The organism is Novosphingobium sp. (genome assembly GCF_030696665.1).
Taxonomy (GTDB): domain Bacteria; phylum Pseudomonadota; class Alphaproteobacteria; order Sphingomonadales; family Sphingomonadaceae; genus Novosphingobium.
The window spans coordinates 1-18,395 of sequence record NZ_JAUYRV010000037.1; the positions used below are offsets into that span (position 1 = coordinate 1).

At 62.9% G+C, this 18,395-nt stretch carries 13 protein-coding genes; 8 read left to right on the forward strand and 5 right to left on the reverse strand.

The genetic code is table 11. The features are described from left to right. A partial coding sequence (locus Q8R81_RS09810; protein ID WP_305617318.1) for a twin-arginine translocase subunit TatC occupies positions 1–362 on the forward strand: 362 nt, incomplete at its 5' end. On the opposite strand, the gene Q8R81_RS09815 is transcribed toward Q8R81_RS09810, so the two are convergent. Next, complete coding sequence (locus Q8R81_RS09815; RefSeq protein WP_305617320.1) at positions 352–2,073, reverse strand: amidohydrolase; 1,722 nt, start codon at positions 2,071–2,073, stop codon at positions 352–354. The genes Q8R81_RS09810 and Q8R81_RS09815 overlap by 11 nt on opposite strands. Continuing rightward, positions 2,070–2,990: an NAD(P)-dependent oxidoreductase gene (locus Q8R81_RS09820; protein ID WP_305617322.1), complete on the reverse strand. Its 921-nt coding sequence runs from the start codon at positions 2,988–2,990 to the stop codon at positions 2,070–2,072. Before Q8R81_RS09820 ends, Q8R81_RS09815 begins: the two co-directional genes overlap by 4 nt. An 85-nt stretch (positions 2,991–3,075) precedes the next feature. On the opposite strand from Q8R81_RS09820, the gene Q8R81_RS09825 reads away from it, so the two are divergent. The 6 genes from Q8R81_RS09825 (at position 3,076) to Q8R81_RS09850 (ending at position 13,659) form a co-directional block, all read left to right on the forward strand. After that, positions 3,076–3,453: a hypothetical protein gene (locus Q8R81_RS09825; RefSeq protein ID WP_305617324.1), complete on the forward strand. Its 378-nt coding sequence runs from the start codon at positions 3,076–3,078 to the stop codon at positions 3,451–3,453. Between the two features lie 62 nt (positions 3,454–3,515). Next, complete coding sequence (locus Q8R81_RS09830) at positions 3,516–4,766, forward strand: threonine ammonia-lyase (protein ID WP_305617326.1); 1,251 nt, start codon at positions 3,516–3,518, stop codon at positions 4,764–4,766. A gap of 210 nt (positions 4,767–4,976) precedes the next feature. After that, the gene (locus Q8R81_RS09835; RefSeq protein WP_305617328.1) at positions 4,977–5,834 is read left to right on the forward strand and encodes an arginyltransferase; all 858 of its coding nucleotides are present in this window, start codon (positions 4,977–4,979) and stop codon (positions 5,832–5,834) included. Positions 5,835–5,865: 31 nt separating this feature from the next. Next, the gene (locus Q8R81_RS09840; RefSeq protein ID WP_305617330.1) at positions 5,866–8,070 is read left to right on the forward strand and encodes an autotransporter assembly complex family protein; all 2,205 of its coding nucleotides are present in this window, start codon (positions 5,866–5,868) and stop codon (positions 8,068–8,070) included. Next, entirely contained in the window at positions 8,070–12,302 is a 4,233-nt protein-coding gene (locus Q8R81_RS09845) for a translocation/assembly module TamB domain-containing protein (RefSeq protein ID WP_305617332.1), read from the forward strand. Before Q8R81_RS09840 ends, Q8R81_RS09845 begins: the two co-directional genes overlap by 1 nt. An 82-nt stretch (positions 12,303–12,384) precedes the next feature. Then, positions 12,385–13,659, forward strand: a complete 1,275-nt coding sequence (locus tag Q8R81_RS09850) for a glycosyltransferase (protein ID WP_305617334.1) — start codon at positions 12,385–12,387, stop codon at positions 13,657–13,659. Here Q8R81_RS09850 and Q8R81_RS09855 read toward each other — a convergent pair. Beyond that, on the reverse strand, positions 13,648–15,072 hold the full coding sequence (locus tag Q8R81_RS09855) for an aldehyde dehydrogenase family protein (protein ID WP_305617336.1): 1,425 nt from the start codon (positions 15,070–15,072) through the stop codon (positions 13,648–13,650). The genes Q8R81_RS09850 and Q8R81_RS09855 overlap by 12 nt on opposite strands. Positions 15,073–15,209: 137 nt before the next feature. Beyond that, a complete protein-coding gene (locus Q8R81_RS09860) occupies positions 15,210–15,362 on the reverse strand; it encodes a lmo0937 family membrane protein (protein WP_371135351.1) in 153 nt (50 codons plus the stop codon). 154 nt (positions 15,363–15,516) lie between these two features. On the opposite strand from Q8R81_RS09860, the gene Q8R81_RS09865 reads away from it, so the two are divergent. After that, the gene (locus tag Q8R81_RS09865; protein ID WP_305617338.1) at positions 15,517–17,805 is read left to right on the forward strand and encodes a bifunctional diguanylate cyclase/phosphodiesterase; all 2,289 of its coding nucleotides are present in this window, start codon (positions 15,517–15,519) and stop codon (positions 17,803–17,805) included. Between the two features lie 33 nt (positions 17,806–17,838). On the opposite strand, the gene Q8R81_RS09870 is transcribed toward Q8R81_RS09865, so the two are convergent. Next, positions 17,839–18,330: a CHAP domain-containing protein gene (locus tag Q8R81_RS09870; RefSeq protein ID WP_305617341.1), complete on the reverse strand. Its 492-nt coding sequence runs from the start codon at positions 18,328–18,330 to the stop codon at positions 17,839–17,841. Positions 18,331–18,395: the final 65 nt, after the last annotated feature.

The following is an 18,395-nucleotide window of genomic DNA, read 5'->3' on the forward strand; positions in this document are numbered from 1 at the left end:
AGGCGCTGCCGGGCACGGGGGATTACCTCAGCCTGGTGATGCAGTTCATTCTGGCTTTCGGGATCAGCTTCCTTCTGCCGGTGCTGCTGATGCTGTTGAACCGCGCAGGCATTGTGACGCGTGATCAACTGGTTACGGCGCGGCGATATGTGATCGTGGGCATTTTTGCGGTGGCCACAGTGGCGACGCCGCCAGATGTGGTATCGCAGTTGATGCTGGCGATCCCGCTGCTGCTGCTGTTCGAAGGCACGCTGATCCTGATGCGATTTACCGAAAAGGCTGACGCAAAGCGGCGGGCCGCTGAGGAAGCGGCTGAAAAGGCGGCAGAGCTAACCGCTGCGGACACCCCGCTTATTCCGTAAGTCGCGCCGCGAAAAATGCCCCGTTCGTGGGCTTTCCGGCTGTGGTGCCTTCATCGGCTGACCACACGCGGCCGCCGCCGATCCATGTTTCGCTGACCTTGGTTGCGCGCAATTGCGCGGCGCTGGCAGCGAGTGGGTCAATGTCCACCAAGACAAAGTCGGCGCGCAGGCCGGGGGCGAGGCGGCCGAATTTGCTTTCAGCGAACCCGGCATAGGCAGCGCCAGCAGTGTAGGCGGCAAGTGCTTCTGCTGCGCTCAACCGCTCTTGTGGTTGCCAGCCACCGGCGGGCTGATCGTCCGGTCCCTGACGGCTGATGGCGGCGGCAAGGCCTGCCCACGGATCGGCCATTTCCACAGGCGCATCGGACCCGAAAGCGAGACGCACGCCCGCAGACTTGAGCGACTTCCACGGATAGGCTCCGGCAAGGCGATCCGGTCCAAGGCGGGCCTCGGCCATCAACCGGTCCGAGGTTTGGTGGATTGGCTGCATCGAGGCGATTGCACCGCTGCTGGCGAACTTCGCAAAGTCCTTGGGATCGACGATCTGGGCGTGTTCCACGCGCCAGCGGCGGTCACCCTTGTACGTGCCCGACAGATCGCTGATTGCGCCGATGACCGTGGCGTTGGCTTCATCCCCGATGGCGTGAACTGCCACCTGAAAGCCGTCCATCGCGGCGCGGCTCATGATATTGCCAAGCTGGGTTTGGTTCAGTTGCGGCAACCCGCGCGTGCCGGGTGCATCGGCATAGGGCGTTTTCAGCCACGCGCCGCGTGAGCCGAGTGCGCCATCAAGGTAAAGCTTCACGCCGTTCAGCCGCAGCCTGTCCTGATAGAGCCAAGGCGAAGGCCCGGGGCCGCCGATCAGCGTCATCTGATCTGGACCGGCGGCATAGGCCATGACGCGCACGTAGAGCCGGTTGGCATCGCCTGCGCGGCGGTAGGTCTGCCAATCCTCGATCCCGGTTCCCATGTCGGCGACGGCGGTGATACCACGTTTGAACAGGATCTGCTGGGCAGTGGCGAAGGCGACATCGCGGTCTTCGGCGCGGGGCGGTGGCACCTTGGCGTTGACGAGTTCCATCGCGGAATCGATCAGCACGCCCGCCGGAGTGCCATCTGCGCCGCGTTCGATGCTGCCACCTGCGGGGTCTTTCGTGGCAGCGCTGACGCCTGCGGCCTTGAGCGCCGCCGTGTTGGCCCACCCGGCGTGCCCATCGACGCGACCGAGCCATGCCGGGCGACCGCCCGTGACGGCATCAAGTTCAGCCGCCGTCGGAAAACGGCCAAGCTTCCACAGTTCCTGATTCCACCCGCGCCCGAAAATCCACGGACGATCAGGGTGTTCGGCGGCGAATTTGCCAATGCGGTTGAGGGCGTCGGCCAGCGAGGTCGTGTCCGAAAGGTCGAGGCTGAGCGCGGCAAAGCCGATGTCCATGACGTGCGCGTGCGCATCGATCATGCCGGGCAACATCACGCGGCCTTTGCCATCGATGTGGTACTGATATTCCTTGCGGGGCTTGGGCTTCTTGTCGCCGCTGCGGATCAGGCGCTTGATCGTGCCCGCATCGTCGAACAGCAGGCCGGTGAACTGTTCGACCTGACCGTTTGTGTTGATGGTGCGGCCAACGACATTGTCCACCAGCGTATCGGCAAGGACTGCAGGAGAAGCAGTGAGCAGGAGTGCGGCAAGTGTGGCGCGGAACATGGTCATGCCTTGCCCTTCCGATGCGGCAACCGCCGGATCAGGGCGCTCGTATCTTCGCGTCCGTATCCCATTGCCTGCACATCGACATAGAACTGATCGACCAGCGCGGTGACGGGGACGCTGGCCCCGAGGTTGCGCGCCTCGTCCATCGCCAATCCCAAGTCCTTGCGCATCCAGTCCACGGCAAAGCCGAAATCGAATTCGTCCTTCGCCATTGTGTGGAAGCGGTTGTCCATCTGCCACGATTGCGCCGCGCCGCCGGAGATTGCTTCGAACACCTTGTCGAGATCGAGGTGGGCTATCTGGGCAAAGCGGATGGCTTCGGACAGGCCCGCGATGGCACCTGCTATGCACATCTGGTTGGCCATCTTGGCGGTTTGCCCTGCGCCCGATTTGCCGACATGGACCACGCGCTTGGCATAAGCGGAAAGGATCAGGCGGGCCGCATCCACTGCCTTGGCACTGCCGCCGCACATGATGGCAAGCGTGCCGCCTTCTGCGCCGGACTGGCCACCGGTGACCGGAGCATCGACGCAGAGCAGTTCCTTGTCGCGCCCCTCAACCGCGATCTGGCGGGCGATGCGGGCCGAAACGGTGGTGTGATCGATATAGAGCGCGCCGCGCCGCAGCGTGGAAAATGCGCCGTTGGGGCTGAGCACGACATCGGCAAGATCATCGTCGTTGCCAACGCATGTGATGACCGCATCGGCACCATCTGCGGCTTCGGCAGGGCTGGTGGCGACGCGCACCTTGATGCCAGGGTTTGCCGCCTGCCACGCTTCGGCGCGGGCGGGGGAGCGGTTGTAGATGGTCAGATTGTGACCGGCATGGCCGAGGTGGCGGGCCATCGCGCCGCCCATCGTGCCAAGGCCAAGGAAGGAGACGTTCTGGGGCGGAGAGGCTGCTGCGGTTTCGTCGGTCATGCTGTGCTTCATATCGGGTTTACGGCGCGGGGAAAGCCCCGCACTGACTTGCCAGTCCTGCTGCGGCGCAGCATAAGCGGCGGCGATGCAAGGCTTTCTTCCCACCCTTTCGCGGCTGGCGCGGCTGTTGTTCTGGCCTGCGCTGCTGTTCGCGCTGACGATGGCGGTGCTGCCCAAGCCGCCGCAATTGCCGGGGCCGGAACTGGGCGACAAGGTGCAGCATATGCTGGCGTTCTTTACGCTTACTGTATTGGCGGGCGTGGGCTGGCCACGGCTGACGCTGGTGCGGGCCGTCCTTTGGCTTTCACTGGTGGGGGCGGGGATCGAGGTCGTGCAGGCGGTGCCAGCGCTCTACCGCGATTCGGACTGGCGTGACTGGGTGGCCGATACGGTGGCGATCATGGCGGCACTGGTGCCGGTGGCTTTGTTCCGGCGCATGATTGAGCCGAACGAGCAGACCTGACCGGCACTTTGGTGCAGACTCAGTGGTTTTCTTGATGGCCGCTTTCCGTTAGGGCGCAGCGCATGGAAAACACAGCGCTCAAGACCGCAACACAGGGCGACGCCCTGCTGACCCTCGCCGATGTCCGTGCGGCGGCGGAGCGGATTGCCGGACAGGTCGTGCGCACGCCGACGATGTATAGCAAGACGTTGAGCGCGATTACTGGAGCCGACATCTGGCTCAAGTTCGAAAATCAGCAGTTTACCGCCGCTTACAAAGAGCGTGGGGCGCTGAATGCGCTTTTACAGTTGGACGAGGAGCAGCGTTCGCGTGGGGTGATCGCAGCTTCGGCGGGCAACCATGCGCAGGGGCTGAGCTATCACGGCACGCGGCTGGGCATGCCGGTGACGATCGTGATGCCGAAGACCACGCCGACGGTGAAGATCATGCAGACCGAGGCCGTGGGCGGCAAGGTGGTGCTGGAGGGCGAGACCTTTGACGAGGCCTTTGCCCATGCGCGCAAGCTGGAGGGCGAACTGGGGCTGACCTTCGTCCACCCGTTCGATGATCCGCACGTGGCAGCAGGGCAGGGCACCGTGGCGCTGGAAATGCTGGAGGACGCGCCTGAAATCGAGACGCTGGTCGTGCCCATCGGCGGCGGCGGGCTTTTGACTGGAATGGGCACGGCGGCGCGTGGGATCAAGCCGGGCATTGGGCTGATTGGCGTGCAGGCGCAGCTGTTCCCTTCGATGTATGCGAAGTTGAAGCATCTTGATCTGCCTTGCGGTGGCGATACGCTGGCCGAGGGCATCGCGGTGAAGGAGCCGGGGCAGTTTACCTCACGCGTGCTGGCGCAGATCGTCGATGACATCGTGCTGGTGGGTGAACCGGCGCTGGAAAGCGCTGTGGCGCTGCTGCTGCAGATTGAAAAGACCGTAGTCGAAGGCGCTGGCGCGGCGGGGCTGGCGGCGGTGATGACGCATCGCAAGCGCTTTGCCGGGCGCAAGGTGGGGATCGTCCTGTGCGGCGGCAATATCGACACGCGGCTGCTGGCCAACGTGCTGCTGCGCGATCTGGCGCGGTCCGGGCGGCTGGGCCGTTTGCGCATCACGTTGCAGGATCGGCCGGGCGCGCTGTTCAAGGTGGTCGAGGAATTCAACCGCTATCAGGTGAACATCCTGGAGGTGTGGCACCAGCGCATCTTCACCTCGCTGCCGGCCAAGGGACTGACCGCCGAGATCGAGTGCGAGGCGCGCGATCGGGAGCAGATCGACCTGCTCGTCGCCGGGTTGCGGGCCAAGGGATATGATGTGGAACAGGTGGAACTGGGCTGAACCATGCCCGCGGGTCGTTAACTTCTTGAAACCGCAGTGTCCTGTATCCGGACTGGCGGCATATCCTGCCGTGTTATCGCCGTTTCGGCATGGTTTTCTGCCGTATTTGTGCGGGATTTGATGGTTAAGGGGCTTTTACGAATGCCCTTGCTGATGCATGTTCCTTACTGACAGGCAGGATAGTCCGGCCTCAGGAGCAATCGCAACGCCGTGACCGCGCCCGTCCGCTTTCCCCGCTTCTTCGTGACCAGCCCTTCGCCGTGCCCCTATTTGCCGGGGCGGCAGGAGCGAAAGGTGTTCACCGAGCTGAAGGGCCAGAACACCGATGAGCTGAACGACGCGCTGAGCCGCATAGGATTCCGGCGGAGTCAGACGGTGGCGTATCGCCCAAGCTGCATTGATTGCATGGCCTGTGTGTCGGTTCGCGTGGTGACAGAGGCGTTCAAACCATCGTCCACGCAGAAGCGCATATGGAAGCGCAACAGCGATCTTGTGGTCAATGTGTGCAAGGCCTGGTCCACGCCGGAACAATTTGAGCTGTTGCAGCGTTATCTTGCGGTGCGTCATCCCGGCGGGGGGATGGCAGCTATGGACGAGATGGACTTCGCGGACATGGTGGAGCACACGCCCGTCAAGAGTTATGTGATTGAATACAGAGAGCCAACCGTAGACGGCTCGCCGGGAAGACTGGTAGGAGCCTGTCTGACTGACGAGCAGGGCGACGGCCTCTCGATGATCTACAGCTTCTACGATCCACAACACGAGACACGGTCCGGGCTTGGCACTTTCATCATCCTTGACCACATCCAGCGCGCAGCCCGCGTCGGGCTGCCCTATGTCTATCTCGGCTATTGGGTCGAGGGTTCTGAGCGCATGCAATACAAAGTGCGCTTCCGGCCTATGGAGAAACTGGGTCGCGATGGCTGGGAACGGTTCGAACCCGCTGAACAGGCCGATGCAATCGAACGCGCTGTTGCTTTGCGGCGTGACCGCACTGGCGTTGAGCCGGTCGAAGGCAGCCTCAAGGACGGCGTCCACGGCGCGCAGGAGCGTTACGCCCACATCTGACCGTTCGCTGGCGCGGGTAATCGCCGCGCTGATGATCCTGGTCCTGCCGGCCCATGCGCTGGCGCAATCGATGAATGCGGACCAGGAGCTGGAGGCGCTGATCCCCGATTCGGCGATGCAGAACGCCGATGCTTGGGCACTGGATACCGAAGCAGCCCGGACTGGCGCGCCGTCTGACGCCGAAGTGGGCGCCATAGCCACTGATGTGGAGATGCCGGAACTTCCCGGCATGACCATCGCATGGCCCGATGGCAGCGAAATCCCCGACGTTCAGCCATTGTCACCCGATCCCGATATTGAAGTGGCCGAGCAGACAACTGATGCCGCCGTAGATGCGCTGCCGGGGCAGGAGCAGGCCGAGGTCGTCGAAAAGCTTGCCGACGCCGATATAGAACGGGTGGGCGATCAGGTGGAAGTGGCCTTCCCGCGTGGCGACGCCGCCGTGGCGGAGAAGGCCGATATCGTGGCCCGCTTTGCTGCGCTCTCCAGCCTCAAGACCAATCAGGACGATGACGACAACCTTGCGCAGATCGTCCGGCGTGGCCGCACCGACCGCGAGTTGCTGGTCGAGATCATGCGGGTGCACGGCTATTACGACGCCAGCGTGTTCCAGTCGCTTGGCGGGCTGGGTGAGCGTGCGGCCGGCGAGCGTGCAGAAGGCCAGCGTGCGGAAGGTGAGGCTGCAGGCCCACGGCGCGGGCCGATTGACGTGCAGAAGGTTGTAGTGCGCTTTGATGTGCAGCCGGGGCCACAGTACAAGTTCGGCACGCTGGCATTTGGTGATCTGCAGGCGGCCGGCGCGGACGCCGAGGCGTTGCGCGGGGCGTTCGAGCTGAATAGCGGCGACGCAATCAATTCCGACAAGATCGTGGCCGAGCGGCTGAACCTGCAAACGGCGCTGGGCGAAACCGGATACGCCTTTGCCAAGGTTGCCGAGCCGGACCTGCTGATCGACCATGAACGCCGCGAAGGTGATTTGACTGTGCCTGTGACGCCGGGCGGGGTCTATGCCTTCGGTAAAGTAACCTCCTCGCGCGAGGATTTCCTGAGCGGCAAGCACTTGCAGCGGATCGCCAAATTCGATCCCGGCGAGCGTTACAAGAAGTCAGACGTGGACGACCTGCGGCAGGCGATCCTTGCCACGGGTCTCGTCTCTTCGGTCACTGTCGAAACGCGTGAAGCGGCAAAGCCTGCGAACGGCGCGCCGGGCACGGTGGACGTGGAAGTGGCGCTTACGCCCGGCCCGCTGCGGACTCTGGCTGGGCTGGTCGGTTATTCCAGCGGCGAAGGATTCCGTGTTGAAGCAAGCTGGGAACATCGCAACTTCTTCCCGCCTGAAGGCATGGTGCGCGTGCGCGGCGTGGCGGGTACGCAGGAGCAATTGGCGGGCGCGACATTCCGCCGCAACAACTTCCTGACGCGCGATCTGGTGCTCAACGCCGACCTGTTTGCCCGCAATCAGGTGAGCAATGCTTTCCAGGCGCGCACGGTTTCGTTCACTGCCGGGTTGGAACGGCAGCAGACGCTGCTGTTCCAGAAGCCATTGGTCTTTGCCGCAGGTATCGAGATCCTTGCCACGGGTGAGCGCGATGCAGCGGCGATCCTCGCCAATCAGCCGCGCAAGACCTATTTCATCGGCGCGTTGCCAATGCGCGTGGCCTATGACGGCAGCGACAGCCTGCTTGATCCCAAGCGCGGCTTCCGCGTTGGCCTACGCGGTTCGCCCGAAGTTTCGGTGCAGGACGGTGCCCGGTCGAGCTATGGCAAGGTGCAGTTTGACGCCAGCTATTATCAGCCGCTGGGCGAAAAGCTGGTGGTGGCATCGCGCGTGCGCCTCGGCACGATTTTGGGCACCGACATCACCAACATCGCGCCTTCGCGGCGATTCTATGCCGGTGGCGGCGGATCGGTGCGTGGCTACGGCTTCCAGCTCATCGGCCCGCGTGACACAGCCGGTGAGCCGAGTGGCGGGCGTTCGCTCAGCGAGTTCTCATTGGAAGCGCGCGTCAAGACCGGCCTGCTCGGCGGTGCTGTCAGCCTTGTGCCGTTCGTGGATGCAGGTGCGGTTGACACCACCAGCACTCCGCGTCTGCGCGACATCAAGGTCGGGGCAGGCATCGGCCTGCGCTATGAAACCAACTTTGGCCCGATCCGCATTGATCTGGGCACGCCGTTGAACCCGTCGCCGGGTGACAGCCGCATTGGCGTTTATGTGGCGCTGGGGCAGGCATTCTGATGGCGGACGATCTGCCCCCAATGGCTGAATCAGACACGCCCGAAGCGGCACTGCCGGCTGCACCTGCCCGGTCCCGCAGCGCTGCCTTCCTGCGCGGTTTTACCCGGCGGGTCGCGATTCTGCTGGTGGCAGGCGTGGCGCTGCTGCTGGCAGCGCTGATGGTGCTGGATTCCTCGCTGGGGCATCGGCTGGTGGCTGACAGGATTGCAGCGATTACGCCCGGTTCTGGCCTGCGCATCGAGATCGGCCGGATTGATGGTTCGATCTATGGCGAGGCGAAGCTGCGTGATATTCGGGTGAGCGATCCCGAAGGCGTGTTTCTGACGATCCCCGAGGCAGAACTGGACTGGCGTCCGCTTTCATGGCTGCAGCGCGGGCTGGATGTGCGGTTGTTGGCGCTGCATCGCGGTATGTTGCGCCGTGCGCCGCGCCTGCGCCCCAGCGAAGATCCTGACGCGCCGATCCTGCCGGATTTTGACATTCGCGTGGACAAACTGGTGATCGATAACCTCACCGTGTCCGAAGCAATGGCTGGCCAGAAGCGCCGGGTGGACGTGCTGGCCAAGGCCGACATTCGCGGTGGGAATGCCATCGTCGATGTGGACGCCGTGTTTGGCGGAAAGGACAAGATCGCCTTCCGGCTTGATAGCGAGCCTGATCGCGACAAGTTTGACCTCCGGCTGGTCTATGACGCGCCAAAGGATGGCGTGATCGCCGCGATTGCAGGCGTAAAGTCTGACATCAAGGCGCGCGTGTTTGGTAGCGGCGGCTGGTCGCGCTGGGATGGCATTGCTTATGCCACGCAGGACGGGCGCAGGCTGGCCGCGTTCCAGCTGGGCAATCTTGCGGGCAATTACCGGCTTGCTGGACAGGCTTGGCCCGAAGACATGCTGACCGGCACGCCAGGGCAGGCCGTGGGTGAGGCGCTGTCGCTGCTCTATGACGGCACGTTTGCAGGCAACGCCTTCAACGGCACGTTTCGCACGGCAGGTGCCGCGTTCAAGGCGTCGGCTGAAGGCAGGCTGGACCTTGCGAACAACGAGGCCGATGCACTTCGGGTGAAGGCCAAGCTGCTGCGCCCCGCGCTTGTGTTGGCAACGCCGGACCTGACAGGCGTGGATATTGACGCCACTTTGAACGGCGCATTTTCTGACCTTGCGATTGAACACAAGGTTGCCGTGGAGCGCATGAAGCTCGGCACGCTGGATGCGCAAGGGTTGCAGACCGCGGGCACCGCGACGTGGGATGGCAAGCGCTTCATTCTCCCGCTGGCAGTGACGGCTCGGCGCGTTGTTACCGGCAACGCGATGATCGACCCTCGCTTCCCCGGCGCACGCCTTGGTGGCGAACTGGTGTTCGAAGGCAGTCGCCTTACATCCGATAACCTGATGCTGACCATGAAGGGCCTTGGCGCGCAGCTTTCGTTGCGGGGCGACATGGCGCGCGGCGGCTATGCGCTGGCCGGGCCAGTGGTGGCGCGGGGCTTTGCGGTGGAGAACCTCGGCGCAGTGGATGGCACGGCCAAGATCCTGTTCAAGGTGGGCAATGCCGTGCCGTGGACGTTGCAGGCAAACCTTGCCGGACGGATGACGCGGATCGACAATGGCACGTTGCAGACTTTGACCGGCGGCGGCGTGCGCTTTGCCGGCGGTATCGCGTTGGGTGAGCGGGTGCCTTTCACTTTCCGCAAGGCCACGATCAATTCGGCCAAGCTGCAGATGGCGCTGGATGGGCGTGTGCAGGCGGGCGGCGCAGCCTCGCTTACCGGCAGCGGACGCCATACCGAATACGGCGCCTTCACGGTTGAGGCGGCCATGACGGCCGATGCGCCGAACGCCGTGCTGGTGCTGGCCAGCCCGCTGCCTGCTGCAGGGCTGAAAGACGTGCGCGTGGCGTTGGCCCCGATTGCAGAAGGTTTCCGCATCGAAACCGAAGGTCAATCAGCGCTTGGGCCTTTCAACGGCACGTTCGGCCTGTTCATGCCGCCAAAGCAGGCAACCCGCGTTGATATTGAACGGTTCCGGGTGTGGCAGACCGATGTGACCGGCGGCGTTACGCTGGGCAATGACGGAGTTTCCGGCCAGATTGCGCTGGCGGGCGGCGGGTTGAACGGCACCGTGCAGCTTGCCCCGCGCGAAGGTGGGCAAGGCTTCGATGCCGATGTGACGGCGCGCAACGCGAAGTTTGGCGGCGCGAAGGCATTGTCCATTGGCAACGCAACCATCGATGCCAGCGGCCTGATCAAGGACGGCCATTCCACCATACAGGGCAACCTGCTCGCCGAAGGTATCGGCATGGGCAAGGTGTTCATCGGGCGATTGGCAGCGTCGGCCTATTTGCAGGACGGCAGTGGATCGGTCACCGCATCGGTTGCAGGCCGCCGCGGTACACGCTTTGCGCTTCAAGGCACGGCGGCATTTTCGCCGGAGCAGATCGTGACCTATGTATCAGGCGAATACGCGGGCAGGCAGGTGCGCATGCCCCGGCGTGCGGTGCTGACGCGCGAAGGCGAGGGCGAAAATCAGGGCTGGCGACTTGCGCCGACGCAGATCGGCTTTGGGCGCGGTATCGTGATTGCCGAAGGGCGCATGATGGGTGGACCCACACAATTGCGCCTGCAGCTTGCGCGGATGCCGCTTTCGGTCGTCGACATCGTGATTGCTGACCTCGGCCTTGGCGGTACGGCTTCGGGCATTGTCGAATACAGCAACGACGGGCAGGGCGCACCTTCAGGCAATGCGGCTCTGATGGTACGGGGCCTTTCGCGGTCCGGCCTGGTGCTGACATCGCGCCCGGTCGATGTGGCTTTGCTGGCGCGCCTTGATCCCGATGCCGTGCAGATGCGCACCGTGTTCCGCGAAAGTGGTGCAGTCCGGGGCCGTTTTCAGGCGCGAATCGGCGGTCTGCCACGTGGCGGCGCGTTCATGGACCGGCTTGAGGCTGGTCAGCTTGCCGGACAATTGCGCTATTCCGGCGCGGCCGAGGCGCTGTGGCGGCTGTCGGGCGTCGAGATTTTCGATCTTACCGGCCCGGTCGGGGTAAAGGCCGATATTTCCGGCACGATTTCTGCGCCGGTGTTGCGTGGTGCGGTTTCGTCCACCGGTCTGCGTGTGCAAAGCACGCTGACGGGCACTGACGTGCGCGATGTGACGATGGCCGGGACGTTCACTGATTCATCGTTGCAACTGGCTCGCTTCAGCGGCGTAACGCCGAACGGTGGCCGCGTTTCGGGCAGCGGGACGATTGGGCTGGCCGAGCTTTCGGAGCACGGTCCCACGATTGACCTCAGGCTTTCGGCGCAAAACGCACAGGTCGTCAATCGTGACGATATGGGCGCGACCGTGACCGGGCCGCTGCGTGTTGTCAGCAACGGGGTGGGCGGCACGATTGCCGGGCGCGTGCGGATCGAACAGGCGCGCTGGGCCTTGGGGCAGGCCGCTGCAGTCACCGAGCTTCCTACGATTGCCACGCGCGAGATCAACGCGCCCGCCGATGCAGCGCCGCCGCGCGCGGCTGCTGCGCCGTGGCGCTTCATGATCGATGCGGCCGGCATGAACCGCATAAACGTTCGCGGCTTGGGATTGGATAGCGAATGGGGCGCTGATATTCGCTTGCGCGGATCAACTGCCGCGCCGCAGATATTCGGGACGGCCGATCTGGTGCGCGGTGGCTACGAATTTGCAGGCAAGCGGTTTGAACTGACACGCGGGCGCATCCGCTTTGCCGGCGAAGTTCCCGTCGATCCGCAGCTTGATATCGTGGCCGAGGGCGATGCCAACAATATCAACGCCAAGATTTCGATTACCGGGAGCGGCACAAAGCCGATCATCGCGTTTTCTTCCATCCCGGCCCTGCCTGAAGAAGAGCTGCTGAGCCGCATTCTGTTTGGCAGTTCCATCACGCAGATTTCAGCGCCAGAGGCCGTGCAACTGGCTGCGGCACTGGCCAGCTTGCGCGGCGGCGGTGGTCTTGATCCGATCAACAAGCTGCGCGCAGCGATCGGTCTGGACCGGTTGCGCATCGTGGGTGCTGACCCAACCGTGGGTTCGGGCACAAGCATCGCGGTGGGCAAATACATCGGCCGGCGCGTGTTCGTTGAACTCATCACCGATGGGGCAGGGTACAATGCCACATCGGTGGAATTCCGGATCACGCGCTGGCTGGCGTTGCTGGGTACGGTTTCGACAATCGGCGACGCGGGCCTGAACCTGCGGGTCAGCAAGGACTACTGAAGGGCCACTGATTTGGCGCGGGTTGTAACCGTGGCTTAATGTCGTCCTTAAACTGACACGCTGGCGTGGCCTCTCGGCGGGTATGACGACACCCGCTGAACCCTTGCTGATCTGTGATCTCACCCAGAGCTACGCCCCACACGGCGGTGGCGGTATCGGCACGTATCTGCGCGAAAAGCGGCGATACGTGATTGATCACACGCCGCACCGGTTGCTTCAGATCGTGCCGGGGCGGGAGGACCGTATTGTCGAGGATGGACGACACATCTGGGTGGAAGTTGGGGCCGATCAGGTCCGGGGCAGCCCCAACTATCGCTTCATCATGCGCACGAAGGTGGTGCGCGAAGTGCTGGAGCGGTTCCGGCCTGATCTGATCGAATCGCAGTGCCCGTGGGTGCTGCCGTGGACCGCCATCAACTATCGCCGCGCTTTTCCGCATACCGCGCTGGTGGCGGGCTATCACACTGATTTTCCGAACGCGCACATCTACCGCGTTGGGTCAGAATTGTTCGGCGAATTTGTCGGGCGCGGGCTGCGCCGACTGGCGACGGGTTATGCGCAGGTTACCTACCGCGAATTTGATCGTGTTTACACACTGAGCGCGATGATGGCCGAAGTGCTGCGTGGCTATCGTGTGGATCATGTCGATGTGCTGTCACTGGGGGTCGACACAGCCCTGTTCAACCCGGAAAAGCGCGACCCGGCGTGGCGCAGGGAACTGGGGCTGACAGCGCAGGGACCACTGTTGGTCTATGCGGGGCGGATCGACAATGAAAAGCGCGCGGACCGCTTGCTCGCCATGTTTCGCCATTTGCCCGGTGAACTGGACGCTGCACTTGTCATGATTGGCGATGGCAAACTGCGCGAGGCGCTGTGCGACGAAGCGCGCGGGATGCAGGTGGCGTTTCCGGGCTTTATGGCCGACCGCGAGGCGCTGGCGCGCGCGCTGGCATCGGCGGATGTCTATGTCTCGGCGATGGCGGACGAAACGTTCGGCATTTCAATTGTCGAAGCGCAGGCCAGCGGGTTGCCCGTAGTTGGGGTATCTTCGGGGGCGATGCCTGAGAGGATCGTGCCTGGCACCGGGTTGCTGGTCGATGTGGACGACGCAGCGGCGATGGCGGCGGCGGTGATGCGGGTCTGGCAGGGTGAGCGCGAAGCGATGGCCCAGGCTGCGCGTGCCCACGTGGCTGGACGGTTTGAGTGGCACCAGACGTTCGAGCAGCTTTTTGGTGAGGTCTACCCTCGTGCGCTGGCCAGCGCACGGGCGCGCAATGAAAAGGGCCGCTTCAACATGGGAGCGGCCCTTTCGTTGTTGCCGGTCAGCAGGCTCAGGCGAGAGGGATCAGGCAGGTAGGCCGCTGATTGCCTTCATTTCCATGAAGTCCTTCAGACCATACAGCCCGCCTTCGCGGCCATTGCCCGACTGCTTGTAGCCGCCGAACGGCGCGCCCGGAGTTGGCCCCCAGTTGTTGATCGCAACCATGCCAGCGCGCAAGGCCGCAGCCACTTCGGCGGCCTTGGCAGGATCTCCGGTGATGCAGGCTGAAAGGCCATAGGCGGTGTCATTGGCGATCTCGATGGCCTGATCAAGGCTGTCATAAGCCATGATCGTGGCGACCGGGCCAAAGATTTCTTCCTGTGCGATGCGCATTTCAGGCGTCACGCCAGAGAACACGGTGGGCTTGATGTAGTAGCCACGGTTGACGTTGGCGGGCAGGTCCGGACCACCGGTTTCAAGCGTTGCGCCTTCATCGATGGCCGACTGGATCAGCCCGCGAATCTTGTCGAACTGCGCCTTGTTCACCACTGGGCCAAGGTGCTGGCCTTCCTGCAGCGGATCACCGACCGGGGTGGCCGAATACATCGCTGAAACGAACGCGGCAGCTTCGGCCTCGCGCTCACGCGGAACAAGAATGCGCGTAGGCGAAATGCACGATTGACCGGTGTTGATCAGCGGACCAGACGCGGTGGAGGGCAGGTGTGCCGCAAAATCGGCGTCGGGCAGGACGAGGTTGGGGGACTTGCCGCCTAGTTCCTGATGTACGCGCTTGACCGTGTCTGCGGCGGCCTTGGCCACGAGAATGCCAGCGCGGGTCGACCCGGTAAAGCTGACCATGTCGATGCCGGGGTGCGAACTGATCGCGGTGCCGACGCCGGGGCCATCGCCCTGCACCAGGTTGAACACGCCCGGCGGAACCCCTGCCGCATCAAGGATTTCGGCAAAGATTGCCGCGCAGGTGGGGCACTCTTCCGACGGCTTGAGGATCATGGTGTTGCCCGCTGCCAACGCGGGCGCGACCTTGAGTGCGATCTGGTTGAGCGGCCAGTTCCACGGCGTGATCATGCCGACGACACCGATGGGTTCGTAAGCGACCTTGTATGCGCCGTTGTCTTCCATGAAATTGAAGTTCTTGAGCGCAGCCATCGTCCCAAGAAAGCCGCCGATCCCGGCGCCCACTTGCGCGGTTCCGGCAAAGCTGACCGGTGCGCCCATTTCCTCGGCCATAGCAACGGCAAGGTCGCCCGCGCGCTTTTTGTATTCCGCCACGATGCGATCCATCAGCGCCAGACGCTCTTCACGCGTTGTCTTGCTGAAGGTTTTGAAAGCGCGCTGGGCGGCGGCTACGGCCTTGTCGACATCGGCCGACGTGCCAATCGTAATCGCGCAAACCGGTTCTTCAGTCGCGGGGTTGATCACTTCGTGACGCTTGCCACCGTCGCTATCGACCCATTTGCCGTCGATGTAGTTTTGCAGCCGTTCGCGCATCATGTTTCTCCCGGATCTGAATAAAGCCGTCGAAAATATGCACGGCCAGTTCACTTCGGGAAGCTAGGCAGCCACGTTGCATTCTGCAACCCGTCTGCCTTGGCAGATTCTGTCAATCGGCATGAAACGGTTCAGGGTCAGGCCCTGCGACCACGGAACAGCTGAACGAGGCCGACGACGAGCGCCACGACCAGCACCAGATGGATCACGCCAGCGGTGATTTTGAAAGCGAAGACGCCGAGTGCCCACAGCACGAACAGCACGAGCGCGATTGTCAAAAGCATTGTCATTTCTCCGGGAGTTTCTGTGCCCAATTACCGTTGCAATCCTCGAGCGGACGGAGGGTTCCGCGCCGAAGAACGAACCAACTCTTTCCATGCCGAAGTTTGCGGTGCGTATTCTTTGATAACCTTTTCTTTGCAACCAGTTGCTAACCGTCAAAGCATGGGGACCAAGCCCTTCGCAAACGCCGGTCGACGGCACGGTGCCGGTGCAGCAAATGCCGGTTGGATTGTCGTGTCGACATTCCTCGCACTGCTGGCGCTGACGGCGGCTTTGGTGGCAGCTTTCCGCAATTCTACAGACATTGCTGACCAGTTTGCCCGGGTTGAGGAGCAAAAGCTCGTCGAGCGGTTCGTCGAGCGGAGCGAGCGGCAGATCGTCGATGCCGCCAAGCTGCAACTTGTTTGGGACGATGCCGTAACCCGGCTCAATGCGCCCGATGCTGAAAAATGGTCACGCAATTTCATCGCAGGCTATTTTTGGGGCAGCCATCGCATAAACCGGATTTATCACGTGCGCTTTGGCGGCGGTCTGGTGCGGTGCTGGCAAGGGCCAAAAGTCACGCAAGATTGTCGCTATGACAAAATCGAGCGAACAGTGCGCGATCTCATTGCCACGTCCATGCGCCAGAGCACGCCGCCTGGAACTGTCAGCGAATGGCGGCGTCATGGCGAAGCGTTGTGGCCTTACGACGCTGCGGGCCTACCGGTTTCGCGCGGTGCCTCGCAGGTCATCAGCTTCGACGGGCGGCCGACAATCATCGCAGTCGCACCGGTGCTGCCAGACATGACGCCCTCTCTGCTCAAAGGCGCGCCCGATTACCTCGTGCTGGTGCGCAACTTTGATCAGCACATCATCGCAGACCTGCAATCTTCGCTGCTGCTGGATGACGTGCGCTTTGCGCTGGTTCCCGACCGTATCTCGGGGCGCAACGAACTTGCATTGGCAGATATGCGCGGCGGTGCCGTTGGCTGGCTTTCATGGCGATCAAAGCCCCCTGGCCCTGCTATCCTGAGGCAGACCGCGCCGCTGCTGGCGATCTATATTCTGTTCTTTGTTGGTGTGGTCGCAGGCGGGGCAATCATCGTGCGCCGGATGCGGCGGACCACCAGTGAACTGATGGCAAGTGAGGCGCAGGCGCAGCACAATGCCCTGCACGATGCCATGTCTGGCCTGCCCAACCGCGCCCACTTCATGCAGCGTCTGCGTCAGGAACTGGCAAACTGTGTTGTCCGGCGCGAGTTGGGCGATGTGTTCGTGGCCTATGTCGACATCGACCGGTTCAAGGTTGTGAACGATACGCTCGGCCACCACGTCGGCGACGAACTGGTGCGGCAGGTGGCTTTGCGGCTGAGGCGGTCATTGCCCCCCGGCGATTTCCTCTCGCGCTTTGGTGGTGATGAATTTGTGCTGCTGCGCCGCGGTACGGGGGGGCGCACTTCTGCCGACATGCTGGGCAACCAGATCATGGCCATCGCCCGCGAACCCTTCGTAATTTCCGGCCATAGCCTTGAAGTGAGCGTTTCGTGCGGGATCAGCTGGGGGCCGGAGCAGAGCGAAGACCCCGGAGAGTTGCTCCGCCGGGCGGATATTGCGCTTTATCGTGCAAAGCAGCGCGGGCGTGCGCGCTATCGCCGGTTCACGCGCGATATGGATGCGTCGGTAAAGCTGCGACGCGAGATGGAAATGGAACTGCGCCGTGCCATCGCACGCGATGAGCTGACGCTGGCCTACCAGCCCATCGTCAACGCAGCCGATGGCGCGATTGAAGGTTTTGAAGCGCTGTTGCGCTGGCCGCATCCCGAACGGGGATCAATCCGGCCAGGGTTGTTCGTGCCGGTTGCAGAACAGGCCGGTCTGATGATGCCGCTGGGAGCATGGGTGCTGCGCCGCGTGTTCACCGAATGTCAGGATTGGCCGAATTGCGACATCTCGGTCAACCTTTCGCCGTTGCAGATTATGGCCAGCAACTTCCTCCAGACGATCGACGATCTGCTTCGCGAAACAGGTGCCGATCCGCGCCGCTATGTGCTGGAAGTGACCGAGGGCGTAATGCTCGATCGTAGTGAGCATGTGGTCGAAGTGCTGAAGGGCTTGAAATATCGAGGTTTCCGCATCGCACTCGACGATTTCGGAATTGGCTATTCCTCGCTCAGCTATCTGCGGTCATTCCAGTTTGATCGGATCAAGATTGACCGTTCCTTCGTGCAGAACATCGAAGCTGACCTTGATGCCCACGCGATCCTGCGCGCTATTGTTTCGCTGGGACACACGCTGCGCATGAAAGTGGTGGCCGAAGGAGTGGAAACGCCGATGCAGCGGGCGCTGGTGCAGGCAGCAGGTTGCCAGATGATTCAGGGCCATCTGTTCTGGCAAGCGATGCCAGCCGAAGAGGCGCGGGCGCTTGTGTTCCCGCCGCTGCATGAAGTGACCCGCGCCGCGACCGCGTAAAGCGGCAAAATGATAATCAGCGCCGCAGGACAATCAGCTTTGGGCTTTCTTGTCCTCAGCCTTGGCGGTAACTGTGTGCGGATAGATGAAGCCCTTGGCAGGGCTGGCACGCAGGCCGACCGAGCGGGTCGGCGCATACCACACGCGCACTTCGCTCCAGTCACCGGCGGCAGAGACATCTACGGCCATAACGCCGCGTTCGACCATGCCGGGGCCTGACCAGTTTGCATGGTCGATCAGGATGTGCCGATCATCAACGATCTTGCGGACCACAGCGACGTGCCCATAAGGCATTGCGCGGGTGCCGCTGAACGCCAGCACTGCACCAGCCTTGGGTTCCTCGCCACGGTCGTAGCGGCCTTCTGCATTGCTCCACCAGTCCCGCGCATTGCCGCTGATCTGGACGTCCGAAATCTGGCGGGCATAAGTCACGCACTGCAGGCGGGCATGCGCTGCGGTGGGCAGGGCTGCGAAGGATACCAGTGCGATGAAGGCTGCGACCATGTTCTTTAGCATGTGCAGCATGACTAAAGATTTTGGCGGATTCCGGGAGTCCTGCACGGCTCCGTTCATCCTGCGGCAATCACCGT